General features: G+C 68.4%; 21 protein-coding genes. 8 read left to right on the forward strand and 13 right to left on the reverse strand.

Features of this window, described 5'->3' with window-relative positions; all coding sequences use genetic code 11:
- Window positions 1–22 precede the first annotated feature (22 nt).
- The 4 genes from ACWGI2_RS07720 (at window position 23) to ACWGI2_RS07735 (ending at window position 3571) form a co-directional block, all read left to right on the forward strand.
- Window positions 23–601, forward strand: a complete 579-nt coding sequence (locus ACWGI2_RS07720; RefSeq protein ID WP_453694469.1) for a TetR/AcrR family transcriptional regulator — start codon at window positions 23–25, stop codon at window positions 599–601.
- A gap of 131 nt (window positions 602–732) precedes the next feature.
- On the forward strand, window positions 733–1515 hold the full coding sequence (locus ACWGI2_RS07725; protein WP_453694470.1) for an oxidoreductase: 783 nt from the start codon (window positions 733–735) through the stop codon (window positions 1513–1515).
- Between the two features lie 107 nt (window positions 1516–1622).
- Entirely contained in the window at window positions 1623–2192 is a 570-nt protein-coding gene (locus ACWGI2_RS07730; protein ID WP_453694471.1) for a TetR/AcrR family transcriptional regulator, read from the forward strand.
- Window positions 2193–2287: 95 nt separating this feature from the next.
- Window positions 2288–3571 (forward strand): GDSL-type esterase/lipase family protein, encoded by a 1284-nt coding sequence (locus tag ACWGI2_RS07735; RefSeq protein ID WP_453694472.1) that lies wholly within the window; start codon window positions 2288–2290, stop codon window positions 3569–3571.
- 7 nt (window positions 3572–3578) lie between these two features.
- Here the strand turns inward: ACWGI2_RS07735 and ACWGI2_RS07740 are convergent, their stop codons facing one another.
- Window positions 3579–4319, reverse strand: coding sequence for an ankyrin repeat domain-containing protein (locus ACWGI2_RS07740; protein ID WP_453399131.1), 741 nt, complete (start codon window positions 4317–4319; stop codon window positions 3579–3581).
- Between the two features lie 202 nt (window positions 4320–4521).
- Between ACWGI2_RS07740 and ACWGI2_RS07745 the strand changes: the two genes are divergently transcribed.
- Both ACWGI2_RS07745 and ACWGI2_RS07750 read left to right on the forward strand, forming a co-directional pair.
- On the forward strand, window positions 4522–5628 hold the full coding sequence (locus ACWGI2_RS07745) for a chitinase (RefSeq protein WP_453694688.1): 1107 nt from the start codon (window positions 4522–4524) through the stop codon (window positions 5626–5628).
- 361 nt (window positions 5629–5989) lie between these two features.
- Window positions 5990–6649: a hypothetical protein gene (locus ACWGI2_RS07750; RefSeq protein WP_453694473.1), complete on the forward strand. Its 660-nt coding sequence runs from the start codon at window positions 5990–5992 to the stop codon at window positions 6647–6649.
- 130 nt (window positions 6650–6779) lie between these two features.
- Here the strand turns inward: ACWGI2_RS07750 and ACWGI2_RS07755 are convergent, their stop codons facing one another.
- Window positions 6780–7055, reverse strand: coding sequence for a hypothetical protein (locus tag ACWGI2_RS07755; RefSeq protein WP_453694474.1), 276 nt, complete (start codon window positions 7053–7055; stop codon window positions 6780–6782).
- A 146-nt stretch (window positions 7056–7201) separates the two neighbouring features.
- Complete coding sequence (locus ACWGI2_RS07760; protein WP_453694475.1) at window positions 7202–7597, reverse strand: hypothetical protein; 396 nt, start codon at window positions 7595–7597, stop codon at window positions 7202–7204.
- Window positions 7598–8392: 795 nt separating this feature from the next.
- Between ACWGI2_RS07760 and ACWGI2_RS07765 the strand changes: the two genes are divergently transcribed.
- A complete protein-coding gene (locus ACWGI2_RS07765) occupies window positions 8393–9538 on the forward strand; it encodes a hypothetical protein (RefSeq protein WP_453694476.1) in 1146 nt (381 codons plus the stop codon).
- Window positions 9535–10719: a hypothetical protein gene (locus ACWGI2_RS07770; protein WP_453694477.1), complete on the forward strand. Its 1185-nt coding sequence runs from the start codon at window positions 9535–9537 to the stop codon at window positions 10717–10719. The genes ACWGI2_RS07765 and ACWGI2_RS07770 overlap by 4 nt, the downstream gene beginning before the upstream one ends.
- A gap of 122 nt (window positions 10720–10841) precedes the next feature.
- On the opposite strand, the gene ACWGI2_RS07775 is transcribed toward ACWGI2_RS07770, so the two are convergent.
- The 10 genes from ACWGI2_RS07775 to ACWGI2_RS07820 form a co-directional block, all read right to left on the reverse strand.
- Window positions 10842–11447, reverse strand: a complete 606-nt coding sequence (locus ACWGI2_RS07775) for a hypothetical protein (RefSeq protein WP_453694478.1) — start codon at window positions 11445–11447, stop codon at window positions 10842–10844.
- 329 nt (window positions 11448–11776) lie between these two features.
- The gene (locus ACWGI2_RS07780) at window positions 11777–13210 is read right to left on the reverse strand and encodes a protein kinase domain-containing protein (protein ID WP_453694689.1); all 1434 of its coding nucleotides are present in this window, start codon (window positions 13208–13210) and stop codon (window positions 11777–11779) included.
- A 97-nt stretch (window positions 13211–13307) separates the two neighbouring features.
- Window positions 13308–14747, reverse strand: a complete 1440-nt coding sequence (locus tag ACWGI2_RS07785; protein ID WP_453694479.1) for a DUF6177 family protein — start codon at window positions 14745–14747, stop codon at window positions 13308–13310.
- Window positions 14744–18745: a type VII secretion protein EccCa gene (gene eccCa / locus ACWGI2_RS07790; RefSeq protein ID WP_453694480.1), complete on the reverse strand. Its 4002-nt coding sequence runs from the start codon at window positions 18743–18745 to the stop codon at window positions 14744–14746. The genes ACWGI2_RS07785 and eccCa overlap by 4 nt, the downstream gene beginning before the upstream one ends.
- A complete protein-coding gene (locus tag ACWGI2_RS07795) occupies window positions 18742–19665 on the reverse strand; it encodes a type VII secretion protein (protein ID WP_453694481.1) in 924 nt (307 codons plus the stop codon). Before ACWGI2_RS07795 ends, eccCa begins: the two co-directional genes overlap by 4 nt.
- Before the next feature lie 201 nt (window positions 19666–19866).
- Window positions 19867–21231 (reverse strand): type VII secretion integral membrane protein EccD, encoded by a 1365-nt coding sequence (eccD, locus tag ACWGI2_RS07800; protein ID WP_453694482.1) that lies wholly within the window; start codon window positions 21229–21231, stop codon window positions 19867–19869.
- A 31-nt stretch (window positions 21232–21262) separates the two neighbouring features.
- Window positions 21263–21553, reverse strand: coding sequence for a hypothetical protein (locus ACWGI2_RS07805; protein ID WP_453694483.1), 291 nt, complete (start codon window positions 21551–21553; stop codon window positions 21263–21265).
- Between the two features lie 148 nt (window positions 21554–21701).
- Entirely contained in the window at window positions 21702–22562 is an 861-nt protein-coding gene (locus ACWGI2_RS07810; RefSeq protein WP_453694484.1) for an immunity 49 family protein, read from the reverse strand.
- A gap of 10 nt (window positions 22563–22572) precedes the next feature.
- Window positions 22573–25017 (reverse strand): hypothetical protein, encoded by a 2445-nt coding sequence (locus ACWGI2_RS07815; protein ID WP_453694485.1) that lies wholly within the window; start codon window positions 25015–25017, stop codon window positions 22573–22575.
- Window positions 25014–25406 carry a DUF6507 family protein gene (locus ACWGI2_RS07820; protein ID WP_397706763.1) on the reverse strand — a complete coding sequence of 131 codons (393 nt, stop codon included), beginning with the start codon at window positions 25404–25406 and terminating at the stop codon, window positions 25014–25016. The genes ACWGI2_RS07815 and ACWGI2_RS07820 overlap by 4 nt, the downstream gene beginning before the upstream one ends.
- Window positions 25407–25411 lie beyond the last annotated feature (5 nt).

Raw genomic sequence — 25411 nt, forward strand, 5'->3', positions numbered from 1 at the left:
AGAACGCTCTAGGCTCCTGATCATGGGAAGGCCGAAGCAGTTCGATCCGGACGCCGCCGTCGAGCGCGCCATGGACGTGTTCTGGCGCAAGGGGTACGCCGCCACCACGCCCCAGGACCTCGTGGACGCGCTCGGCATCGGCAAGGGAAGTCTCTACAACACCTTCGGCAGCAAGCACGCCCTGTTCGAGCGGGCGCTGCGCCGCTACCGCGACAGTCAAGCCGTGGCTCTCATCGAGATGCTCGAGGAGTCGGGGCCCGTGAAGGAGCGGTTGCGTGCGGCGCTGTGGCTCCTCGTCGAGATGGACCTCGCCGATCCGGACCGGCGCGGCTGCATGGCGGTGAACACCGCCGCGGAGCTGGCCGGGACGGACGAGGTGGCGGCCGATCTCGTGCGGCGCATGTTCGACCGCACTGAAGAGGCCTTCTCCGCGCTGGTGGAGAAGGGGCAGCGGGCGGGGGAGATCAGTCCCGCCCGTGACGCCGGCGCGGTGGGAAGCCTGCTGCTGACCACGGTCGTCGGACTGCGGTTGATGGCGCGGGTCGTGGAAGGGCCGGAGCGTCTCTCCAGGGTGATCGACGCGACGGTCGACTCTCTCTGATTCAGTCATCTGCATCTTTCGCCCGCGCCTTGGTGTCTCGGCGCCTCGCTGGCTGGGCGTTCGATGCCGACGTGTACCCATGTTTTGTACCTGTAGTTAAAGAACTGTCTGATCGAAGGAGCTGAGGAAGCGTGAAGCTCGACCTCAAGGGCAAGACCGCTGTCGTCACGGGTGCCAGTCGGGGGATCGGCCTGGCCACCGTCAGGACACTGATCGACGAGGGCGTGCACGTCGTGGGCGCGGCCCGCACGATCACCGCCGAGCTCAAGGAGTCCGGAGCCTTCGCGGTGTCGGCCGACCTCGGCACCCCGGAAGGGGTGGCAGCACTCATGGATGGCGCCTTCGCCGAACTGGGCGGCGTCGATCTGCTGGTGAACAACGTCGGCGCCGGTGACGCCGTGGAGCCGGTCGGCTTTCTCGACACCGACGACGCTCAGTGGCAGGGCGTCTTCGACCTCAACCTGCTCAGCGCGGTCCGCGTCACCCGCGCCGCGCTGCCGAGTCTGATCGAGCGCCGCGGCGCGATCGTCAACGTCTCGTCCATCAACTCCCGCCTCCCCGCGGCCGGTCCCGTCGCCTACAGCGCGGCCAAGGCGGCGCTGACCTCCCTGGGTAAGTCGCTGGCCGAGGAGTTCGGTCCGCGAGGAGTACGGGTGAACACCGTCTCACCCGGCGTGGTGCGCACCGCCATCTGGGAGGACCCCGACGGTTTCGGGGGCAAGGTCGCCGCCAGTGCCGGGGCCGAGCACGGGGCGTTCCTCGCGCAGATCCCGGACGCCTTCAACATCACCAGCGGGCGGATCACCGAGCCCCGGGAGGTGGCGTCACTGATCACGTTCCTGCTCTCGGATGTGGCGGGCAACGTCACCGGTGCGGATTACGTGATCGACGGGGGCACGGTCAAGACGGTCTGAACGATGGGTGACGACTAGGCTCCTGCGCGGCTTCCTGTACGGCTATCCGATTTGCCTAAGAGTATTAGGTAGCGGCATAATCGGTTATGCCGAAGGAAGGACAGGTCATGGTTCGCGCAGGACTGACCGCGGAGCGCCTGGCTCAGGCCGGGGCGGAGCTGGCCGACGAGGTCGGCTTCGAGCAGGTGACCGTCTCGGCACTCGCCAGGCGGTTCGACGTCAAGGTCGCGAGTCTGTACTCGCACTTGAAGAACTCGCAGGACCTCAAGACGCGGATCGCCCTTCTCTCCCTGGAGGAGCTCGCCGACCGGGGCGCCGCCGCGCTGGCGGGACGCGCCGGGAAGGACGCACTGACCGCGTTCGCCGACGTGTACCGCGACTATGCCCGGGAGCACCCCGGGCGCTACGCCGCGGCCCAGCTGAGGCTCGACCCGGAGACGGCCGCCGCCAGCGCGGGCGTCAGGCACGCACAGATGACGCGGGCAATCCTGCGCGGCTATGACCTGACGGAACCCGACCAGACCCACGCGGTCCGGATGCTGGGCAGCGTCTTCCATGGCTACGTGAGCCTGGAGATGGCGGGGGGCTTCAGCCACAGCGAGCCCGACTCGCAGGAGACGTGGACGCGCATCCTGGATGCCCTTGACGCCCTGCTGCGGAACTGGCCCGCGTCATGACTGTGCCCGAGCGGGCGGATGCCCGAGCGGGCCGATGCCCGAGCGGGCCGGTCCGACCAGACACCTTGACGCACCTTGAACAGCGGGCGGAGACCATGAACAACACCGAGTACGACTGGATCACGACACCCATCACCGCGGACCTCCTGCGCGGTGCCCTCGATCTGGAGGACACGGCGCACGGCGTCCTGCCGCACCGGCTGCCCGCATGGGCCCGTGCCCAGTGCGCCGACGGACAGCTGGCCATGGCGGAATCCCAGCCGTCCGGAGTACGCCTTGTCTTCCGCACCCGGGCCACAGCAGTCGAACTGGACACGCTGCCCACCAAGCGCGTCTACGTGGGCGCACCGCCCCGCCCGGAGGGCCTGTACGACCTGCTCGTGGACGGCCGCCTGGCCGGTCAGGCCTCCGTGAGCGGCGGCAACACCCTGACCATCGACATGACCAACGGTTCCGTCGAGCGCCGGTCCGGCCCGGCCGGCACCCTGCGCTTCACCGAACTGCCCGACGGTGCCAAGGACATCGAGATCTGGCTGCCGCACAACGAGACCACCGAACTCATCGCGCTGCGCACCGACGCTCCCGTCGAGCCCGCACCGGACCGGGGCCACAAGGTGTGGCTGCACCACGGCAGTTCGATCAGCCACGGCTCCGACGCCGCGAGCCCCACCACCACTTGGCCCGCGCTCGCCGCGTCGCTCAGCGGTGTGGAGCTGATCAACCTCGGCTTCGGCGGCAGCGCGCTGCTCGACCCGTTCACCGCCCGAACCCTGCGTGACACCCCCGCCGACCTGATCAGCGTCAAGATCGGCATCAACGTGGTCAACGCCGATCTGATGCGCCTGCGCGCCTTCGGTCCGGCCGTCCACGGCTTTCTCGACACCATCCGTGAAGGCCACCCCCGTACACCGCTGTTGGTCGTCTCGCCCGTCCTGTGCCCCATCCACGAGGACACGCCAGGCCCCAGCGCGCCGGACTTCGGCGATCTCAGCTCCGGGCGGTTGCAGTTCCGGGCCATGGGCGACCCGGCGGAGCGCGCGAGCGGCAAGCTGACGCTGGGCATCATCCGCGAGGAGCTGGCCCGGATCGTGGAGCAGCGGGCGGCCGAGGACCCCAATCTGCACTACCTCGACGGCCGCGAGCTGTACGGGGAGGCAGACTCGGCCGAGCTTCCGCTGCCCGACCAGATACACCCGGACGCGGCGACCCATCGCCGTATGGGCGAACGCTTCGCGAAGCTGGCTTTTGCGGCAGCGGACGACGGTGCTTTCGGTGGCTCCGGAGCCGCCGGTGGCTCCGGAGCCGCCGGTGGCTCCGGAGCCGCCGATGGCTCCGGTGTCGCCGGTGGCTCCGGTGCCTTCGCGGGCCGAGGGGCTTGAGGACGGGTTACGGCTCGGACACGTCGGCGCGCCCCATCGCCCCTTGGGTGAGCAGCCACTGCACGACGTCATCGGCGTCCTGCGCGCGGGCGATGTCCAGGGGTGTCATGTCGTCGTAGCCGATCCAGTTCACGTTCGCCCCCTGCTGCAACAGGAGTCTGGCGGTGGGGAGTTGGCCGCCGTGGCAGGCACCCCAGAAGGCGCTGGTGATCGCGGACTGTGTGGGGGAGTCAGGCGCGGCGAGGAAGGCTTCGACCTGGTCGAGCAGTCCCAGAGTGGCGGCATCCTGGAGGTCCGCGCGGGCGCCGTGCTCCAGAAGCCTGCGGGCCGCCCGCCACTGACCGAAGCCGCGCGCGTCAGCGAGCGGGGTGCCGCCGCCGATGACGGCGCCGTCGGCCTCGATGTCGGCGCCCGCGGCGATGAGGGCGTCCAGCGCGGTGACGTCGTCGTTGCTGGCGGCCCAGTGCAGCGGCGTCTCGGTGTGGGCGCCGACGAAGCGGGCGTCGGGATCGGCGCCCGCGGCGACGAGGGTGGCGATGACCTCCCCGGCGTGGGGGTGGTGGCCGGGCCAGTCGGTGGCGATGTGGAGGAGACTCCGCCGGCCTGCGGCGGGACCGTCCTGACTGATCAGGCTTGTGGCCAGCGAGGGCCGGTCGGCCAGGAGCTGACCCAGCGCGGGGACGTCACCCTTCCGGATGGCCTCGGTCACCGAAACGGCAAGCGGGTCAAGGAAGTTGAGGGAGTCCATGAAAGAAAGACCTCCTGCTTGATCGGACTGGGGGGGGGCTGGTCCAGACCTATTGACGGCAGGTCTGGACCTCTTTACGGTGTGGCGCGTCGCACTACTTACGTCTCCAGGCACGACAGTCCAGGAGGTAAGCGTGTCATCCCGAACCTCTCCCCACACCCCGCGCCGTGCACGGTCCCGTTTCCTGGCGGCGGGCCTGGCGATGGTCTTCGCGATGCTGATGCTCGTCGGCGCTGCACAGAGCAGCGCGGCGCAGAGCAACGGGGCGCAGGGCAACGCGGCTTCACAGGACCGCCGCCAGGACCAGGACACCACCCAGCCCGAGCAGGCCGCCCACCACGCCCGGGCCACGCAGGACGAAACGTGTGCGGTCAAGTCGAAGCCCGCCGGGAAGGTGCTCCAGGGCTACTGGGAGAACTGGGACGGAGCCGCCAACGGCGTTCACCCGCCGTTCGGTTGGACGCCGATCACCGACACGCGCATGCGCGACCACGGCTACAACGTGATCAACGCGGCGTTCCCCGTCATCCGCTCCGACGGCACCGTCCTGTGGGAGGACGGCATGGACTCGACGGTGAAGGTCGCCACACCGGCCGAGATGTGTCAGGCGAAGGCGAACGGCGCCACGATCCTGATGTCGATCGGCGGCGCGACGGCGGGTATCGACCTCAGTTCGAGCACGGTCGCCGACCGCTTCGTCGAGACCGTGGTGCCGATCCTGAAGAAGTACAACTTCGACGGCATAGACATCGACATCGAGACCGGCCTCGTGGGCAGCGGCAACATCAACCAGCTCTCCGCCTCGCAGGCCAACCTCGTCCGCATCATCGACGGCGTCCTCGCCCGGATGCCCGCCAACTTCGGCCTGACGATGGCGCCCGAGACGGCGTACGTCACCGGGGGAAGCGTGGCGTACGGTTCGATCTGGGGCGCGTACCTCCCCATCGTCAAGAAGTACGCGGACAACGGCCGCCTCTGGTGGCTCAACATGCAGTACTACAACGGCAGCATGTACGGCTGCTCCGGCGACTCCTACTCCGCCGGAACCGTCCAGGGCTTCATCGCCCAGACGGACTGCCTGAACAAGGGCCTGGTCATCCAGGGCACCACGATCAAGGTCCCCTACGACAAACAGGTCCCAGGCCTGCCCGCCCAACCGGGCGCGGGCGGCGGCTACATGCCCCCGAGCCTGGTGACCCAGGCATGGAACCACTACAAGGGCGCGCTGAAGGGCCTGATGACCTGGTCCATCAACTGGGACGGCTCAAAGGGATGGACGTTCGGCGACAACGTGAAGCGGCTGCTTTAGCGTAATTTGCCGAGTATGGCAAAGGTGTAGGTCAGTTGGGGCCGCACCTTTCGGGGTGCGGCCCCGATTCCGTGCCCGTGCTGGATCGGTGCTGGATTTCCTGACCTGTCGTCACCTGTTGTCGCCCCTGGTTATCCGTACCGTGCTGGGTTGGCGCTGGCAGGGCGGGCAATGGTGGTGGTGCAGTACCGGTGGGACGGATCTGCTCGCCAGTGGTTTAGTTGAGGAACACCCAGCACATGGCCTCCCGGTTCATGCCCGCCCGCTTGCCACAATCGCTCTCCCTGTCTCTGTCGGCCATGGAGAGGGCTCCTGGGGCTTTCCCCATGGCCGGGTTGCCTAGGTGGTTAGTGTGGCCTGCGTGTCTGATCAGATGAACGTAGGCAGGGTCGCAGCAGCGTGGGGGCGGATCAGTGGTTGGCTGGCGGAGCACGCTCCGTTGTCGAGCGAGGCTTTGCTGCCGCCCGCTTCGCCGGAGGAGATCGCTGCGGCCGAGCAGCAGCTGCGGGATTACGCCGGGCACGGCTTCCCGGTCGAGCTGAAAGCCTTGTGGTCGCTGTGTGGAGGGCTCCAGACCGTTGACTTGCCAGAGGAAGACGAGGACGACGGAGACCTCAACCCGCATGGGTTCATCTCGGAAGGGGATCTGCTGTCCCCGGAGTGGGCTGTCCAGGCGCGCCTTCGCTCCGGTGGCTTTGCAGGCGAGATGACGCTGCCGGGGGTCCAGTGGGTGCCGTTCTTGGGCGAGCATTGGGAGGGAGGCGTGTTCGGCCGGTACGTCGATGCCGCAGTTTCGCCGGGTTCCGTGGGCCGTTGGGATGCGATGGCGGGCCTGTACATCGGCGGTGTCTGTTTTGCCTCGATCGCTGATCTGCTGGAGCAGACTGCCGACGGCATCATCTACGGCGGGGGGCCGTTGGTCACCGACGGGCAGGTGCCGGGGCTGGAGAAGGGCTGTCTGACGTGGGCGGACCCGAGCGAACCCCTGATGCGGCATCCTGCCTGGCGGCCTCTGCGCTAGGGCTGCTGATCGCCGCAGTGGTGATGCCGTGCAGGTGCGCGAAGTGCAGGGCCCTCCCGACGCGGAAGCTGCCGATCCGCAGCAATCGGCCTCGGCTCAGTGGGTGCCGCTGTTCACCGTTCGCGTCGGATCAGGGAGTCGTAGGCGCCGAACTGGGGAGAGGTTCCCAGTTGCTGCTCATATCGATGTCTCGACGGCCCTCGCTGGACACTTCGTCTTCGATCTCAACTTCCTGTACCGCAACTCCGTCCGGAGCGAAGTCGTACGACTCCATGCGCCACGCGTCCGCATAGCCGCCTCGCTCCCCGGAATCTCCGTAGTCGTAGATCCCTACCGTCTTCATGAAGAGGGCGCCGTTCATCACCGTGAAGCTGTAGCGCAATTCGTCGCGTCCGAGCTTGTCCATATAGATGACGGCTGTGAATCCGGTCTTCGGCCCATGGGCTCCTCGGAGAGGTTGTTCCACTCCTCGCAAAGGTCCAGTTGCCGGTCACCTGACTGAGCCCTTCGAGAAATTGCGTACGGCGGTGCCACCTATGTGTCCAACTGGTACTACCAGGGCAGTGGTTCAGGCCGACGACGCCACCACCAGCCCAACTGCACACTCTGCGGCTCCGGCCCCAGCAGAAGCCCTGCCAGCAGCCCCTGCCCGTCCTCCGCCGTGAGCCCCACATAGGCGCTGTCCAACTGCTGAAGGCCGCGTTGCAGTACCGCCATCGCGGCAGGAGGAAGCTGCGCTGGGAAGACCTCGAGACCGTCGCGAGCCTGGAGTCGCTCCCGGTACAGATCCGGGGGGTACCACCCCGAACCGGCCCACCCCGATGCCACATGGCTGACGAGTTTTTCCCAGGCTCCCAGGCGATCCGAAACGCTCCACTCCGGACCTCCCGGAGCCAGGGACCGCACGTCAACCTGTTCGTCGAAGCTGTCCGAGATCGGGGTGGGCATCTTCAACTCCCTGACGACCTCCGGGATCCTCATGACTCGCACGTTCGGCGGCTGCCGGACCGGGGACTCAACGGCATCAATGCGGTATTCGGGCTCCTCGTCGTCGGATTCGTAGAGGCGTGCCCGCGTGAAGTGGTGGTCGGGGGGCCACCCAGTAGGCGCTCGGTAGATCCTCCTCGGCAGGGAAGACGACCACTGCCCCCGTTGCCGCGGCGACCTGCTGCGCCAGTGCCGATTCCGAGGGAGGGTTGGTGACGGACTTCTGGGAGTAGATCTCCAAGGCCCGCGACAGGTTCCCGCGAAGGGGGCTGTACTCACACGACACGGCAGCTTCCCAGTTCCGCAGGTCGGGATCGCCGAGGGAGTCGGCAACGTCCACGTCTCGAACATTGACGTTGAACGCGGACGCCAGGACGGGTGCAAGCTTGGCAGGTGCCGCTGCATCGGTAACCAGCAGGTTGTACATCATGGAATGATCCCGTTGCAGATCTTCAAGGCCGTTTCAATTACCTCAGGGTTGTCTGTGAGCTCTTCCACCCCGTACGTGCGGCCATTGATTCTGTAGCGCGAGGTTCGAACCCGTGGCGGGGTTGCCAGCAGATGGGAACGGGCGCGACCAGCGGCTGTCCGGTGGGCGGGTCACGGTCGCGGCAACATACGACTTGCCGTAGCGGCCTCGGTCGCGGTGCGGGTCCGGCGTAGTGCCCCCCCTGCGGAGTAGCCGCCAGGCCTCGCTATGGATGAGGTGAGCTGCTCCTGACAGAGATACACTCCGCCGTCGGAGGGGATCACGGGGTGAGTGAGAAGGACGAGGCGCCCGCGGCGCCCGGTCGGCTGCGCCGTGCGCTGCCGCACAGCAGGCGCGGTCGGCTGCTGCTGATATCCGCGCTGGTGCTCGCACTTGCGGGCACGGGGCTCGGTACGTGGGCGGCGGACACCTGGCCGTGGCCGAAGGACCGCTACTGCTGGGGCGCCTGGGAAGCGGACAGCGGCCCGGAATTCCTCGGCGACGAGGCCTTCGGCGACGATGACGACGGGTCACGCACCGCCAAGGAGGCGGCGCCCACCCGCGAGCGCCCGACCGGCAGCTGTGAGATCGCCATCGACAGTGACTACAAGAGCAGTTACGACGGCGACAAGGTCTCCGTCGACCAGCGGGTGTCCGTCGAATACGGCCCGGTCCCCAAGGCTGCGGAGGCCCGGCTCTCGATGGTGCAGGACGGTTTCCTGGGCGGTGACATGGTCGCGCTCCCGGACGGCCTGCCGGGCACGGTCAACGGGCGCGGCGGCCTGCTGGTGCTCCCGAAGTCCTGCGATACGGAGGACGGTCGGCCAACCGTCGTCACCATGGAGGCGTCCGGCATGTACTCCAGCGGCCCCTCATACACCCAGAACGATCCGCCCGGCCTGGGCGGCGCCCGGGAGGCGGCGGTGCTTCTCGTCGCGGCGGCCAACCGGGGGATGGCGGCGGCCGGTTGTGCGCCGGACGAGCCGCTGAGGGTCAGCTCGCCGGTCTATGACCTGCCGGGCAAGGAGGAGCGTATCTTCAGCGCCTCTGGCGACGTCTGCGGCATCCGCGGCCTGCGTCTCGGCACGGAGGACATCGAGGACCAGACCGGCGCGGTCACCCGCGACCTGCAGACGTGTAGCGTCCGCGGCGATCGTGACGACGTGCCGTACCTGGACCTGGCGATGGTCGCGCAGCCGCGACTGGCCGCGGTCTTCGACGGCATCGTGGGCGAGCGCCCCGCGGCCCGCGGCTGGCGCGGCACGGGCACTATCGGTGAGAAGCACGCGATCGTACGAGCCGACTGCGCCGACCGGACCGCCACCTTCCTGATGGGCGCCTCCAACGACTCCGGTCATCTCGCCGCCTTCGCCAACGCGGCCGCGGCCCGCCTGGGCTGCGCCCCCGTCGCCCCGAAGGGAGCCGCACGGTGAGCGGCACTGAGAACGAGCCGAACCGCTACGAGCAGCCCCTGCCCGCCGAGCGGGAACTGCTCAGCGAGCGGCGTCGGCGCCGGCACCACCAGTGGAACTGGCGTCGACTGCTGCGCGGCCGTGTCCGGCCGCTGGTGGCCGCGGGTCTCGCCGGGGTGCTGCTGGGCGTCGGCGGCATGGCCTGGCAGGCACAGGCCGGGCCGTTCGCGCCGGACGACGTGTGCTGGGGCGCGCTGTCCCGCGACGACCTGGCCCCGATGTTCCGTGAGCCGGAGGACGTCAAGGCGGTCGAGGCGCCGGTGCTGTACGGTGCGCGCTCCTTGGACGGCCCCACCGGCAACTGCCAGTTGACGAACAGCGACGGCGACGAATGGGCGCTCACCGCCCGCGTGCACCGGCTGGACGACCGGGCCGGCGACGACGGCAGGTGGGCCGACGAGTTCCTTTCCGCTCGCCTCACTCCGCTCGGCGGCGGCCTCCTCGGCATGGCCTCGGACAACCGCGCCTGGCTCGCCATCCCGGACGGCTGCCTGGGCCGCCCCGGTGACCTCGACGGGCCGACCGTCGTGGACATCGCCGAGGGCAGCTGGATCACCGACATGGAGCCGCGTACCAAGGAGCGGGACGGGATGGCCCGCATGGTCGTGAAGCTCGCCAACAAGGTCAGCGCCGACCTGGGCTGCACCGGCACGATCGCCGATCCGGTCGAGCGCCTGCCCAAGGCCGCTCGCTACACCCACACCGAGAAGCCGGACGCGCTCTGCGGCATCAAGGGCCTGACCCTGGGCAAGAAGCGCAAGCCGACCAAGTACCCCATGATCACCGACGGGCACGGACCGGTGCGTACCTGCGACCGGGACATCGCCGGCTCGCAGCCGAAGCAGCGCATGATGACCGTGGAGGACCCGCGGCTGGCCGGGATCTTCACGAGGAAGGCGCTGTACGAGGGTGACCGGGTACGCTCCACCTCCGGCTACGGCGGCCTCGGCCCCAACCTCGGTGTCTTCCGGGCCCGTTGCCAGGCGGGCGAGACCGTGTTCCTGGTACAGGCCAACGAGGGCGGGACGACGAGCGCGGACCTGCGCACCCTCTTCCCTCGCTACGTCGAGGCCGAAGCCGCCCGCCTCGGCTGCGGCCCGCTGAAGCTGAAAATGCCGAGGCCGGGCGAGAGCAGCCGCTGACTTCAGCCCGGCCGCCGTGCCGTATTCCGCCGCAGATCCAAGTCAGGACCGCTCTCCGGCGCGATCTGGCTGACCCAGCCGATCACGCCGCCGACGTGCACCGCGGCGGTCGGCCAGTTGCCTCAGATCGGCAAGCCGATGACGCCCCAGCCGCGCCGGTGGGCTTCGCCAAGTACCTCGCCCCATTCGGTGACCAGCCGGTTGAAGTCCTCGAAGCTCGGCGATGGTGCGTCGACTCCCCAGAGTTCGCGCAGCTGCGGCACTACCGGTGACGCCGACCCCCACGTGCGGACGAGGCGGGCCACGGTCTGCGGGGCACGGACGATGACCGGCCCTGACCGCCACAGGCCGACCATGGAGGGAAGAACGCCGTCGTCGGTGTGGTCGGCCTCGTCATGCGGGTCGGGGCCCGACCAGATGAGTCCAGCGAGGAAGCCGTCGACGGCCGTCCGCTGGGCCGGAGGGACGTCCTTGCGGACGTCATCCCAGGCATTGGCCGACCTGAAGTGCGGCTTGTACGAGCCGAGAGTGCCGTCGAACTCGTACCGGCCCAGCCAGCGTCGCTCCGGTTCGACCGGCCAGACCCACCCCGCGTAGGCGGTGTCGCTCTTCGCGTCCGCGTCTTCGTCGGAATACGCCGACTCCTGCAGCACCTCGAGCCGATCCGCCGCTGGGATCTGCTTCAGGTGCGCCCAGTCGACGACCAGCACCGTGATATCCACGCCCATGCCGAGACACGCTAGCGGCAAGTGCCATGGCGGGCGTCCTTGCCCAGCTAGACCACCCCCGACATCGACCCGCCGCTGGAAGCGGGCCGGGATGCGGCGGCTGGGCCGGGCCGAACACGGAGCCCGACGACCCCCGACTGGGGAAAGGATCTCCACGTCCTTGTCCCGGTCGCTCATCGGCAGTTACCGCAAGGCGGCAAACATATTGGTGACGGTCAGATAGGCGGGACGAAGGAGCACAAGTGCTCAACCTGCCGCACCGTCGGACACACTTGTGAGCTGCATGGACGACGTTTTCGGCAGCCGCACTGACACGAGCGAGCGCCTGATCAGTCTTCCCCTTGAACGTGTCCCCTGAAGCGGTTGATCTGCTTGTCGAGGTTGCGTACCTGGGTTGAGTCGGCTCCGAAGGCTACGACCAGGAGGGGCCGGACCGCTTCGAGCTCCGCCAGCGCTTCGTCTTGATGTCCGGAGGCAGCGAGCATCTGGGCGATGACGAAGCGCGACTCGCGGATTTGCTCTGCGGTGTCGCGGCTTGCCGAGGCGTCGGCGTTCTGTACGTAGAAGCGGAGTTGGGGCAGTGCCTTGTCCGGCTTGCCGATTTCTGCGTACGCGTGGCCTGCGTGGTAGGCGCAGTCCAGGACGTACGAGTCGGTTGAGGGCAGATGTTTGTGGTAGTCGCGGCCGACGACTTGGAAGAGCGAGGCGGCGCGGGTGTACTCGCCGGCGTAGAAATGTGCGGCGGCGAGGAAGTGGCGCGGGCGCAGGTCCAGGAACGGGTCGTGGGCAGCGCGGGCGACACCGTCCTCAAGAAGCCGGATGGCCTCGGAGGGGTGATCGTTGTCCAGCAGTACCCGAACGTTGGCCTGCAGTTCTACGGCCTCGGCATCGGTGAGCCTTCCTCGGGCGGAGGGCTGCTCCCGCTGCTTGGCCGGGGCTAAGAGGGGGCGGCGGAAGGGGCGCGTCGGGTCTCGGCTCTCGTCGCCGCTCGCAGTCGGATCGCTCGGGGCGGATGCCAGGGGCAGAAGGGCCTCGTAGACGGCCTCTGCGGAGGGCCTCTCCTGCGGGTCCTTCGCGAGCATCGACGCCAGCAGCGCGTCAAGAGCGACCGGGATGTCTGCTCGTCGTCCCTGGGTAGAGGGGGCAGGTGTCTGCAGGTGGTGGGCCCGCAGCGGCATGCTGTCGGTCCCGTGGAAAGGCACGTCGCCAGTCAGCAGTTCGCAGAGCAGGCAGCCGAGCGAGTAGATGTCCGAGGCGACGGTCACCGCCTTGCCGAGACACTGCTCCGGAGACATGTAGGGCGGGGTTTCGACGGTCTTGTCGATCTGGGTCAGACGCGGCAGCGCGCCCGCGCCGCGGAGGATGGCGATGCCGAAGTCGAGGACCTTTACCAGGCCGCCGTTGACGAGTATCACGTTGGAGGGCTTGATGTCGCGGTGGACGATGTCGACGCGGTGCACGTCGGCCAGCACCGCCGCGATCTGTGCCGCGATCGAGGCCGCCCACGCCACGGTCGGCGCCGCGTCGGCGTAATCCGAACGGTCGAGAACCGCCTCCAGCGTCGAGCCACGCAGCAGCTTCATGACGAGCCAGAGCTGCGCGCTGCCATCGGGAGCGGTCTCGAGGTCCGTGTCATAAACCGCAGGGATCCCAGGATGCTCCAGCTGTGCGGTGGTACGGATCTCGCGTAGGAACCGCTTGCGGTCGCGCTCCAGACCGTCGAGGATCTCCGCCGCCTCAGGACTGTCAGGTAAAGCCGGGATCGCGGAGGTCGACTAGGGGCGGAGCACCTTGATCGCGACGCGTCGGTCGAGACGCCCGTCGTAGCCGTGAAACACCTCGCCGCATGAGATTGGAAGGCTACGCAGTCTTCAGGTGCTGGGTGAGCTGCTGGAGCGTGGTCCAGGCTTCGCCGCTGGTGCCGTCACCCAAGGGGTAGTGGAGTGCGGGTTTGGCCGCGGGGCCGAGGCGGCTGGGGCCGGGGCCCTGGGGCGGGTGTTGGGCGTGGGTGAGGCCGATGTCGTTCACCGCGGCTGTGCCCAGAGTGAAGGAGAGAGGGATCGGCGGGGCTTCGAACCGGGGCGGGACGGTGAGGTTTCGGCGGCCGGTGCGGAGTGTGGTGAGCATGGATGCCAGGCCGTGCTCGGTGGCGAGGGTCTCGGCCAGCGGGGCGATGGCGTCCAGGGGCGGGGTTTCGTCGGTGGCGTAGCCGAGGGCGAGGGTGATGTGTTCCTCGACGCCTGCCGAGGTGTGGGTGATGTGGGTGGTGGCGATGGCCGGGTGGTCCGGGGTGCCGATGGTGGTCAGCCATGTGGGGGCGTTCTTCTGGGCGCGAGTGCGGGCCAGTTCGGTCAGCTGGCGTCGGGACCAGGGCAGGGCGATGGGTTCGGCCGTGGACCAGCCGGCCGGTGGGGTGCCGGTGAGGGCCTGCCAGGCCGCTTCCAGGGCGCCGCCGAGCAGGAGATCTTCGTCGGCGGGGTGCGTGGTGCGGAGGGAGAGGAGCAGTTGGCGTTCGCCCGGAGCGTCGGGGGCGGCAGACTCGGGCTCCGGCTTGGGCTTGAAGGCTTCCGCGATCCGGGGGTTTCCGTCCGCGGACTTCACCGCCGTGAAGTGGCCGTCGTGCCAGTGGAGTTGGATGCCGGACAGGCCGTCGTAGTAGCCGCAGTCTGGGTCTTGGACGACCCAGCGGTTGGGGTGGCCGTGCAGTGCGTTGCGGGTGGGGAGAGTAAGGCTCGTTTGGGGCGGGGTGACGATCTGCAGGGCGCGGTCGCCGGATGCGGCGGTACGCAGGGCGTCGGCGAGCCAGCTGGTCATCGCGACGACGGGGCGGTCCTGGATGACGACCGCGGCTTTGTCCGTGAGGACGTCGACGGCTGGTGGTGTCGCTTCGGATGCCGGAGCGGCGGTCGCGGTCTCGGGGGTGAGCGGGACGACATCGGTGTGGGCGGCTTCCGGTGGCCAGACCGTGCCGCCCAGGACCGTGGCCAGGCGTCCGGCGAATGAGCCGGCGAGTCGTTCGCCCTCCTCGACGGCGGTGGAGGCGCGCGCTTCCGTCCACCAGAACGGCCCATCGGGGGAGGTGACTTCGGCGCCGAGCAGGCGCTGTGCCTCTCCGGGGACCTGGATGAGCAGGGGTGCTTCGACGGAGACCAGGGGGCGGCCGTTCGGTGCGCAGAGCTGGACGACGGCTCCCTCGGCCAGGGAGTTGATGCCCAGGTCGGGGCCGCCGGCGAAGAGTCCGGCGAGCAAGGTGTTGATGTCGGGCATCTTGGGGGTGAGGGCGATGACGTCCTTGGTCACAAGTGTCGTGTCTCTTCCGGTGCTGCGGCGTCTTCTGCCAGGGCGGTCTGGATGAGCTGGTGGCGGCGTCCCCGGCGGACCAGGGTGCCGCGGCCGGGGGGTTGGGTGGAGGCGTAGAGGCCGGGGAAGAGCTGGCCTTCGGTGCGATCGCCGGTCATGAGGAGGGCGGTGGTGCCGGTTTCGCGCAGGGTGGTGAGGAAGGGTTCGTACAGGGCGCGGGAGGATCCGGCGACGCGGCGGGTGACGATGAAGTGCAGGCCGATGTCCTGGGCGGAGGAGATGTAGGGCAGGAAGGGTGCCAGGGGTTGCTGGCCCGCGGTGGTGAGGATGTCGTAGTCGTCGACGAGGATGACGATGCGGGGGCCGGTGAAGGCGGGCCCGTCGGTGATCGCGTCCGGGTCGGCCGTCTCCGGCAGGCGCTTTTCCAGTTCGCCCGCGATGCCGGCGGCCAGGGCGGCGGCGAGTTTGGCGTTGTGGGCGTAGCCGCCGCGGTAGGGCTCGGGGACGACGCCGCGCAGGCCGCGGCGCGGGTCGAAGACGCCGAAGACCAGTTCCTTGTCGCTGTGGCGGTCGATGAGCTGGCCGGTGATGAGCTTGAGGAGGTTGGTCTTGCCGCATTCGTTGTCGCCGAGGATCAGCAGGTGCTGGTCCTGGCCGGTCAGGTCCAGGAAGGCCGGGGCGAGGGCGTCCTGATCGACGCCGAGCGGGATGCGCGAGGGTTCGGCGGTGACCGAGGGCAGCTTCGCGGCGGGCAGGGCGGTGGGCAGGACCCGTACGGGGGCGGCGAGTTCGCCGTGCCAGCTGGCGCGCAACGTACGCCCGGCGCGTTCCAGGGCGGGGCCCAGGTCGCCGGTGGACGGCTGGCCGTCGATGCGGGGCAGTGCGGTCTGGGCGAAGAGTTTGGCGTCGGTCAGGACGCGGCCCGGGGTGTCGGCGGTCAGTGTCTCGGACAGCTTGCGGTCGACGCTGGAGTCGGAGGGGTCGTTCAGGCGCAGTTCGACGCGGGTGCCGAACATGGACTGGGTGGCGATGCGGACGTCGTTCCAGCGCAGCATGCCCGCCACGATGTGAATGCCGTAGCCGCTGCCGCGTTTGAGGAGGTCGGCGATGGTGTCGTCGAGTTCGGAGAACTCGTCACGCAGCGCGCCGAATCCGTCGATGAGCAGCACGATGTCGGTCGAGCCCAGTTCGGGCAGCTTGCCTTGGGCGCGCAGGTGGCGCAGCTGGTCGACGGAGTCGATCCCGTACTCACGGAAAAGCTCTTCGCGCAGGGCGAGTTGGGCGCGGACCTCGGCGACGGTACGGGCGGCGCGTTCGTGGTCGGCGCGGCCCGCGATGCCGCCCACATGCGGCAGGCCCGAGAGCGCGGAGAGCCCGCCGCCGACGAGGTCGAGGCCGTATACGGCGACTTGGTGCGGGGTGTGGGTCAGGGACAGGGAGAGCGCGAGGGTGCGCAGCAGGGTGGTCTTGCCGGACTGCGGGCCGCCGATGACGGCGGTGTGTCCGCCCGCGACGGTCAGGTCGAGGAACCAGGGCTCCTGCCACTGTTTCGCCGGGTCGTCCAGGACGCCCAGCGGTACGCGCATCGCGTCACCGGCGGTGGCGAGGTGCAGGCCACGTTCCGAGGCCCGCACGGGTCCGGCGGCGGTGTCGAGCGAGGTCGCGGCGGGCAGCGGCGGCAGCCAGATGCGACGGACCGGCGGTGCGGCGCTGCACAGCTGATCGACCATGGTCGTCAGGACGGTCGGGCCGGTTTCCCGCTCCCGCATCGAGGGCTCTTCCGGGGCGCCGGTGGTGGGGTCCTGGCCCGTGTTGAAGGTGGGGTAGACCCAGGCAAGGGGTTCCTCGTCGCCCTGATCGCGCGGGGCAGGGCCGCGATGGGCGCCGGAGACGTAACCCGCCTTGAAGCGTTCGTACGTCGATGTGTCCACCTTGAGGTAGCCGAAGCCCGGCAGCGGCGGCAGCTGGAAGGCGTCGGTGGTGTCCAGGACGGTGCGGGACTCGTCGGCGGAGAAGGTGCGCAGGCCAAGGCGGTAGGAGAGGTAGGTCTCCAGGCCTTTGAGCTTGCCGGATTCGATGCGCTGGCTGGAGAGCAGCAGGTGCACGCCGATGGAGCGGCCGATGCGGCCGATGGACAGGAACAGGTCGATGAAGTCCGGTTTCGCGGTGAGGAGTTCACCGAACTCGTCGATGACGACGAATAGGTGGGGCAGGGCCTCCAGGTCCGGTCGCGTCTCGCGCAGGGCGGCGTAGTGGCCGATGTCGGCGACGTTCCCGGCGTCCTTGAGCACCTGCTGGCGCCGCTTGACCTCACCGGCCAGGCTGGTGTGCACGCGCTCGACGAGCCCGGCCTGGTTCTCCAGGTTGGTGATGACACCGGCGACGTGCGGGAGCTGGGTGAAGGGGGCGAAGGTGGCGCCGCCCTTGTAGTCGACCAGGACCAGCGCCAGATCCTCGGGAGAGTGGGTGGCGGCCAGCGCCAGGACGAGGGTGCGAAGGAGTTCGCTCTTGCCTGAGCCGGTCGCGCCGACACACAGGCCGTGCGGGCCCATGCCTAGCTCGGAGGACTCCTTGAGGTCCAACAGGACGGGTTCGTGGCGGTCGTTGAGGCCGATGGGTACGCGAAGAAAGTCGCGTTCGCCGCGCGGTGCCCACAGCTTGTCGAGGTCGAGGGCGGCCGGGTCGTCGATGCCAAGGAGGGTGGGGAAATCGACGGGGCCGGATATGGGGGTGCCCTCGGCAGCGGACTCGGCGGACAGGCGCAGCGGGGCGAGCATGCGGGCCAGGCCCTCGGCACCGGCGATGCTGACCGCGTCTGCAGTGCCGTGGCCGGGCAGCGCGTCGGGGGCGCGCAGGTCTTCGACCGTGACGTGGTCCCCGTCGACGGTGATCCTCACGCTCACCTGGTCCGGTTCGTGCACCTGCTGTTCGAGCAGGTGCAGCACGGTCACGCCCATCCCCGTCAGGTCGACAGCGGAGTCGGGGCGGGGGAGCTCGGTGGCAGTGCTCCCGTGGCAGTCGCTGACGACCAGGAGCCGGTCGTTCATCCGCAGCGCGTTGCGGTCGGATAGGCCACGGCGTACTTCGGCGGCGTAGGAGGAGCGGCGCCGCAGATCCGGGGCGCACTGCCGGGCGAGCTGCTCCACGCTGGGCGCGATGCGCCGGGCGGCGACCGGTCCGTCGTCCTGCTGGGCATCGAGGACGTGGGGCAGCCACTTCGCCCACTCCCACTCCTCCAGGTGCTCGCCGGGCACGCCGAGAGCGATGGCGACGTCGTCGGGTGCGTGCGTCACCGCGGTCTGGATCAGCAGGGCACGGGCAACGCGTAGGACGCCGTCCCGGTCACCGATGATGCTGACATTGCCCGCCCGGTCCATCGGTGCCACCAGCGGGAAGTCGGTCGCCGTGGTGAACCGGTGCTGCAGCGCACGCGCTTCGTTCAGCATGAACGGGTCGGGCGGCGTCAGCACGCCGCTGCCCTGGTTCTGGCCGATCGCCAGGGCCTGTACGGGAACGTCGCCGGTGCCGAGCCGCACCCGCAGGAAGTCCGCATCCAGGCGGCGCCGCTCCCACAGCCGGGCGGGGTCGCGCACGAGGTCGTACAACGCTTCCGGGGGCGGATTGAGGATCCGTGCCTGTCGCCGCAACTCCCGCTCGGTGGCGCCCAGTTCCTCGCGCTGTTCCTCGACGTACTCGAGATACCGCTCACGCTGCGTTCGCCGGGTGCGCTGGGCCTTGCCGCGCTGGGACAGGAAGAGGGCCACTGCGCCCAGCAGGGCGAAGACGAGGACGATGGCGCCGATGGCGGCGAACTGGCTGTTGCGGATGACGGTCATCATCACGACTGAGCCCATGACGCCGGCCATGGGAAGGAGCGCGGTGGCCGCGTTGCCCATCTTGCCCTCGGGCAGGTTCGGGGGAGGCTCGATGGTGCGCTCTGGGGCGGCGGCGAGAGGCCGGGTGGAGCGGGCCGGGCGGTGTATGAGGTGTCGGGTCATCGCACCCGCACCGCCCGCAGCATCGCCTCGGCGGCCAGTTGGACGGCGGCGTCGCGGGAGCTCTGGCTGAGCATGCCGGTGTGGATGGGGCCTCCTTGGGCCAGATGACGGTCGTAGGGGAGCGGCACTACGGCAGCTCCCGTCTCGCGCAGGTGCGCGGCGGCCGTCTTCAGGTCGAGCGTCGTATCAGGGGAGTTGGCGGACAGTGCGACCACGGTGGTGGCAAGCGCCGAGTGCGGCAGCTGGGCCAGCCAGTCGAGAACCAGGCGGGTGCCATTGACGCCCTCGGCGGTCATCGGGGCGACCACGACGCGGGCGTGGGCGGTGTCCATCGCGGTCCGCGCCACCTCGCCGGGCAGCGTCTCGCAGTCGACCACCGACACGGCGAAGTAGCGGCGCAGCGCGAGGGTGACGGTGCGGTAGGTGGGTACGTCGAGTGGGGCGCCGACGCGGCCCTGGCTGGCGGGCAGCAGCCAGCCGCCGTCCGTGACCGGCACCAGGTAGCCGGTGACGTCGGTGAGCTGCATCTCGGGGCTCAGGATGCGGGCCAAGTCGGCGCAGGACCAGCGCACCAATTCCGCGCCCAGGCGTACTGGCAGGGTGCCGAGCGCTGCATCGGCCTCCAGGGCCAGGACGGGGTCGTGCCGGTAGTGGTTGAAGGTCCGGGCGAGGAGGGCGGAGACGGTGGACTTGCCGACGCCGCCACGGATGGAGGTCACGGCGATGACCCGCCCGGTGGTGACCGGCTGCTGCACCTCGCGGGCGAGGCGGGTTTGCTCGGCGACCTCCTGGCCGGCCGAGGCGGTGAGCCGGCGCAGCGAACGCCCCGTCCGCCGTACGGCGGAGTCACCGTGTTGCGGGCCGCCCAGGGCGCGGGCCAGGCGTGGATCGACGGTGGGCACGGACTCGGGGGTGGGCATCGGGACTCGGGGGTCGCGAGGTGCTGGTCGGGCGGTTGCCGACGAACGGGGTGTTGGAGCAGTGGTCCGCGGCGCCCCCCTCTCCCGTGCCGGCTCCGGGGCGGACTGTGGGAGCTCGGCAGTGGGCTGCGCCGGAGCAGCCCCCAACTCCCGCAGCACGTCACGCTGCCAATCGCTTCCCTGCTGAGCCATGCCGCACCCCTACGCGAAGGTGTCGAGCAGTCGCCCGTACGCACCGAACACCCCGATGACCAGCGGCAACAGGGCAATGACTCCTACGGACTCCAGCAGGTCACCGACGCGACGGAGCCGCACCCGTACGTGTTCGGCGGGCTGCACCGCAAGCACCACCAGAGGAATCAGAGCCAACGCAACCAGCAGAGCCAAGGGCCCACCGCCGGCCGACCGCTCCAGCCACAACCCGACCAGACCCACCACGACGACGGCCGAGGCGGCGAACAACCCCACCACCTCAGCAACGAGCGGATAGGCACGCGCCCGTAGCGCAAGGACCACGGCGGTGACCGCAGCCACCAGGACGGTCCACACCGAGGGGGCACGCAACACCATCGCACCGGCCGCTGCGGCAGAGACGGCCAACACGACGGTGGCCAGGGTCAGGCCACGATGCGTGGCACTCAGCGCGGTACCCACCTGGTAGCGGCTCACCGAAGCCCCACCGGTACGCCGGTCATCAAGCCCTGACAACCCCGACGCCATCAAGGCAAGCCGAGGTAGCACACCAAGCACCACGACGGACACGACCGCGAGCAATGCCCCCATCCGGGCCTGCTCGGCCCCGGTCCGAGCACCGTCCTGCAGCGCGAAGGCGGTTTCCCACAGGACCAGACACCCCAGAGCGGCTGCGGCGCCGATGAGGGCCCCCCGCCCCAGGGGCGAAAACCACCCCAGAAGCAACAGCATGAGAACGACGTTGAGGACGACGCCCGCCAACAGCACCGGATGACCCCAGGCGTACGCATCGCCCAACGACCACGCACCGAGCGCCCCCAGGACGCCCGCAGACACGATCAAGGTAGTGGCAAGCCCAGGCTGTTTGCGCCACCCCAGCAGGGTCCCGGCAAGGCCCGGCACCACGGCAACAGCTAGCAGCGCCTGGCCCGCCGCCGCCAACTCGAACTCGCGGGCAGTCAACACCCCCGCCACGACCACCCAGAACACGGTGGCCAACCCGGCGACAACCCGCCGAGCAGCGGGCCGCCACCGCCAGGCCCGCACGTCCAGATCATCGGCGGCTTCATCGGTGACGTCATGCACGACGGGCGCGGACGGGGCATCCTCGACGCGCACCAGCCGCAGCACGGCCCCGTCGGCGACACCGGCCGTCTCCAGGGTGGTGTCGTGTGCCAGCGCCGAACCATTCGCCGTGACAAGGTGCCGCAGCATTGGCCGAGCAGCAGGCTGATCGTCAAGCAGCCGCATCACTTCGGGGAGCAGCAGTCCGACCGGCTCTTGCGAAGGAAGGACGAGATCCACCCGTCGCTGCTCTCCCACCAGAGTGACCCGGCTCAAGGCCGTACGACTCGTACCGCTCGTACGGCTCAACGGCCCCGTAGGTATCACGCGTTCGAACCAATCATCGAGAGGAAGGGGCTATGGAAGGTGAAGGGGACGGCGCGGACGGAGAAGACGACGGAGCTGAAGACCCGTACGGCGCCTTCCCGACAAGCCGGTGCGAGATGAACGACCACCCCACACACCCCGCACACAACACGGCCGCGATCACCACTCCAGCGAACACCTTCCCCAACCGCTCGTCCACGGAACGCCGTTGCCGCTGGAGGCCGAACAGCAGGGCATCCCGCAAACGCCGCCGCCGAACGGACACCGATTCCAGCAACTGGCTGTCGTAATCCTGGGCTGCCACTGGTGTCTATTTCCGTCCCGTTGTTTCGTAATCCAGTGTTACGGGGGGGCCACCGAACCCGGATGGCTCTCGTTCGTCCGCGAGCCGTTTGGCGCCCGCGTATCCCCTCGGCGCACGGGTCGAGCGCGGCCCCCGCTAGGCCCCCGAATTACGTATCGAGCTCGCCGGACCAGGCGTGCTCCAGGAGAGCCTTCGGCAGGTAATCAGATTCTACGTTGATGGGGAACCCTGCCTCACGGGCGAGGCAGGCCAAGGCAAGCGGGCCGAGAGCAACAAGCCCCGCGCTACTCATCGCTCGGGCTTCGTCACCAGTCCAGTATTCCTTGTGCCATGTGAGGGCGTCGACCAGTGCCTGATTGAACTTCTCGTGCTCATTGAGTAGGTAGCGGTGGAAGAGCTCAAGAGGCGGATACAGGATCTTCAGCAGCGTTTCACCATCGGCTACTTGAGCCGCCTCCGGACTGGTGCCGTCGAATGCCTGCACCAGCCTTTCCATCACCTCAGGCTCGCCGAGCCAGTACCTCTGCAAGGCATCTACCCACGCGTAAATGTACTCGTCGTACACAGCCCCGGACTCCCTGAGGAGCCGGATGGGCACCTGTGCCAGCTGGTCGAGACGCTCCTGTTCGCGGCAGATGAGGGCTAGGTAGAAGGAGGAAACCCAGTTCCCCGCGTCCGTGTAAGACCGCGGGCCGCTCGCCGGGATGGTCCTCGTTTCTCCTGCGATGCGGCAGTCCACACTTCCTTCCGGCGCAGTCGCCGCGGCAAAAAGTGCAGAGCCAGTCTGCATGGCAGCAACCCAAGCCTCCCAGCTCTCGATGTTCCCGGCCAGCGGGTCCAACGCGCAGTGCGATTTTGCCCGGGTCACCATGGTGCTCAGAGCCTGAGCACGCGCGACGTCCGATCGTTCGAGACGCCCAAGGATCCAGTCCACGGTCTCATTGAGCACTGCCACGCCTTCGACCGCGTTGTCCGTGGGGTACTCGTGGCGAGGGATGCTCGTGACCACTTACGCTCCTCTAGTAGATCTTGAGGTGTTCCAGCACGGACCCAGCGTACGTGCCCGTGTTCTCGTTGGCCTTGATCATGACATAGTGCAATTTCCCATTCTCCAGGGCATCGAGAATCCTGAGTGCAAGTATGCCGTCCCTGGGTGAACGAATTGCCCGATCCAGCATTTCAGCACAGATCGTCTCGATGTATTCCCGGGTCCCTTGTTTGACCATCTTGCCAGTCGGTACTTTTACGCCATCCCTGATGACCTGTTCCTGGCGCCAATCGAGGTCGGCCTTGGGTCCCTTGGCCTCGGCGATGACGAGTTCGTCGTTCTTGATCTCCCAGAGTTGGTCGAACGCATCTGCACCATTGGGGGTCTTGGGGATCTCAATCCACTTAGGGTTCTGGTTCGCAAAATGTTGCGGGACCACGTGGTATCTAGCGGCATCTTCCCCGAGCTTTTCGCCCAACTTGCTATTGTTGACGTGATCGCCTAGAGCTTCCCGAGCTTTGTTGACTGATGCCAAATTCTCAGCGGAAGCGTCTTTCTTGTATGCCTTTTCCGCAGTGGTAAGGTCCATGCCTTGCCTGCGGACTTTAGACACGCCGTCCAGGTAATTGCGAATCGGGCGTGGGGCCGTGTCGGGCGCGTAAGGGGTCGGATTGAAACGGGTTTCTGGAGCGGCACGCGGCATGTCGTGCTTGGCTATGAAATTCCCGTTCGCATCCATCTTCAATTCGGTCAGGTAGTGGCCTTTGTATTTTGCATACGCATTTTTCCGCTGGTAGTCATTCTGGCGGTAGTATCTATCGCGCCACTCGGGATTTTCATTAGCCAATCTGACATGCTCGTCCCGGATCTCTTTCAGTTCTTCAGCGGTAAGCTTGCGAGGCTCTCCAGCGCTTCCTCCGTGAGCGCCGGATCCGGCGCCGACGTGCCCGTTGCCCGCTGCTCCGGAGGGCGGCCGGGGCGTCCCGGAGCCGACGTTGCCCGCGTCGCCAGCTCGGTCGACTCCTCCTCCCGTGCCGGTCGGTGCGTCTGGGGTGCTTCCGCCAGTTGGACTGCTGTGGCCGGCCTGCGGGGGAAGATGTCCGCCTGCGTGGGCATGGGCTTCGGGTCCCCGCGCCCCGGCGCCGGCCATCGCGGGTTCCCGCTGGGGCGACGTTCCCCCGGAAGCTGCCCGCTCGGCGGCAGCTTCCTCGTTCGGGGCGGTGTCCTTGATCGGGTTGCCCTCTGCGTCGACCCGGATGAACTTGCCGTCTTCGATGCGGACTCTGGAACCGTCGAACTCGAGGTCGGTGTGTACGCGCCGCAGCTCGGGAGCGGCGTCGGCACCGGTGCGGACGCGGGCGGTGAGGTCGGCGACGCTGGGCAGTTTGCTGAAGGCCTTGCCGCCCACCGTGAGGCCCGCGGAGAGCGGGTCGGCGTAGGTGCCGATCTTCGCTGCGACGCCGGCGGCCTTGGAGGCGGCCCCGGCCTTGCCGCCCTTGGCGGCGGCCCCCAGCGGACCGGCGAAGAGCGTGAGGACGTTGAAGGTGGTGGTCCCCGCAGCCTGAACGGGGTGTTCTTCCCACTGATCCCAGGCGACCATGGACTTGGCGAATTCGCGGGCAGCCGTTTTCTGTCGCTTCTCGTCGGCGCTTTCCTCGTCCGGGCCGATCGTGTTGTCCATGACCCAGTCGTAAGGGGTCATCGTGTACTGGCCGATGCCGCCGAAGACATCGGCCAGACCGCTCCAGGCATCCTTGGCCGAACCGCCGATGCCGACGAGGTGGCCCAGGCCTTCGAGGGCGGCTCCGCCACCGCCGACGATGAAGCCGTCCCAGACGTAGTGCTTGACGTGCCGGTGGATCTCCCACGCATGGATGGACTCGCTGACGTGGCTGCCCCAGGGCGTTTCCTTGGCCTGCTTGAGGGCCTCGACGTCGTAGCCGTACATCACGGTCTTCTTCGTCGCCTTGTGACTGCCGTCGTCCTCGATGAACTTCGGGCCGCCCACGATCGCCGAGATCTTGGTCGCGGCCCGGCGTTCGGCCGCTTCGAAGGCGGTCTTGGTGACGGCGACGTCGTCCATGAGCTCGTTGTTACGGCTGGTCTTGTCGCCGTCATAGTGCCAGTCGTCGTCGCCCTCGATACTGGCGACGAACTTCCTGGCATCGGCCTCCAGCGTCTCCAGGCGCTTGGCCAGCGGGCGCGCCTCGCTGGAGAAGGTGTCAAGGGCGTCGGCCACCGTCTCCAGATCCGCGGCGAAGGTGTCGGCCCTGTCCATCACCGGCTGGGTGGAGGCGAACAGATCGTCGGCCTCCGGCGCGGTGTAGTACGCCCCCAGCATCTGGAACCTGGAGTGCACATCGGCCCCGCCGTTGCGGATCCCGATGGCGTCGCTGCGCAGCGCGGAGACGTCCTTGTCCAGTTGGTCGAAGTCACCGATGAACTTCGGTATGCCACCCGGCTCGATCATCTTCACTTGTCGGCGCCCTTCTTGCGGGCGTCGGCGAGAATGGCCTTCATGTCCGGGGCCTTCTCCGCGTTGCGCTGTGCGGTCGCGGCTTGTTCCAGGTCTCCGTGCACGTAGTGGTTGGTCGCCTCGATCGCTCCGTTCACCGACTTAGCGGCCCGAGCGCCGGGGAAGAGAGCATCTTCCGCGGACTTGTCCACGAACAGCGCCAGCGCGACGCCGATCGGCCCGACGGGCACGTCCCCGCAGTACCCCGAGCTGATAGTGCCGGCCGAGGTGGCCGCACTCTCGGCGTCGGTCCCGTACGCCTTGACGTCCTTGGCCAAGTCGTCCATCGCCAGCCCCACCAACGATGTCACCGAATCCACCCCGGACGGTGAAATGTCCCACGCAGGCATGCCAA

It is taken from the genome of Streptomyces sp. NPDC054866 (assembly GCF_053610745.1).

What these genes read in the sequence shown, in the direction of transcription:
- eccCa (WP_453694480.1), bottom strand. Translation starts at nt 18,745, where the DNA reads ATGACCCGACACCTCATACACCGCCCGGCCCGCTCCACCCGGCCTCTC.
- ACWGI2_RS07720 (WP_453694469.1), top strand. Translation starts at nt 23, where the DNA reads ATGGGAAGGCCGAAGCAGTTCGATCCGGACGCCGCCGTCGAGCGCGCC.
- ACWGI2_RS07795 (WP_453694481.1), bottom strand. Translation starts at nt 19,665, where the DNA reads ATGCCCACCCCCGAGTCCGTGCCCACCGTCGATCCACGCCTGGCCCGC.
- ACWGI2_RS07730 (WP_453694471.1), top strand. Translation starts at nt 1,623, where the DNA reads ATGGTTCGCGCAGGACTGACCGCGGAGCGCCTGGCTCAGGCCGGGGCG.
- ACWGI2_RS07740 (WP_453399131.1), bottom strand. Translation starts at nt 4,319, where the DNA reads ATGGACTCCCTCAACTTCCTTGACCCGCTTGCCGTTTCGGTGACCGAG.
- ACWGI2_RS07745 (WP_453694688.1), top strand. Translation starts at nt 4,522, where the DNA reads ATGGTCTTCGCGATGCTGATGCTCGTCGGCGCTGCACAGAGCAGCGCG.
- ACWGI2_RS07735 (WP_453694472.1), top strand. Translation starts at nt 2,288, where the DNA reads ATGAACAACACCGAGTACGACTGGATCACGACACCCATCACCGCGGAC.
- ACWGI2_RS07775 (WP_453694478.1), bottom strand. Translation starts at nt 11,447, where the DNA reads ATGGGCGTGGATATCACGGTGCTGGTCGTCGACTGGGCGCACCTGAAG.
- ACWGI2_RS07820 (WP_397706763.1), bottom strand. Translation starts at nt 25,406, where the DNA reads ATGCCTGCGTGGGACATTTCACCGTCCGGGGTGGATTCGGTGACATCG.
- ACWGI2_RS07760 (WP_453694475.1), bottom strand. Translation starts at nt 7,597, where the DNA reads ATGCCCACCCCGATCTCGGACAGCTTCGACGAACAGGTTGACGTGCGG.
- ACWGI2_RS07755 (WP_453694474.1), bottom strand. Translation starts at nt 7,055, where the DNA reads ATGGACAAGCTCGGACGCGACGAATTGCGCTACAGCTTCACGGTGATG.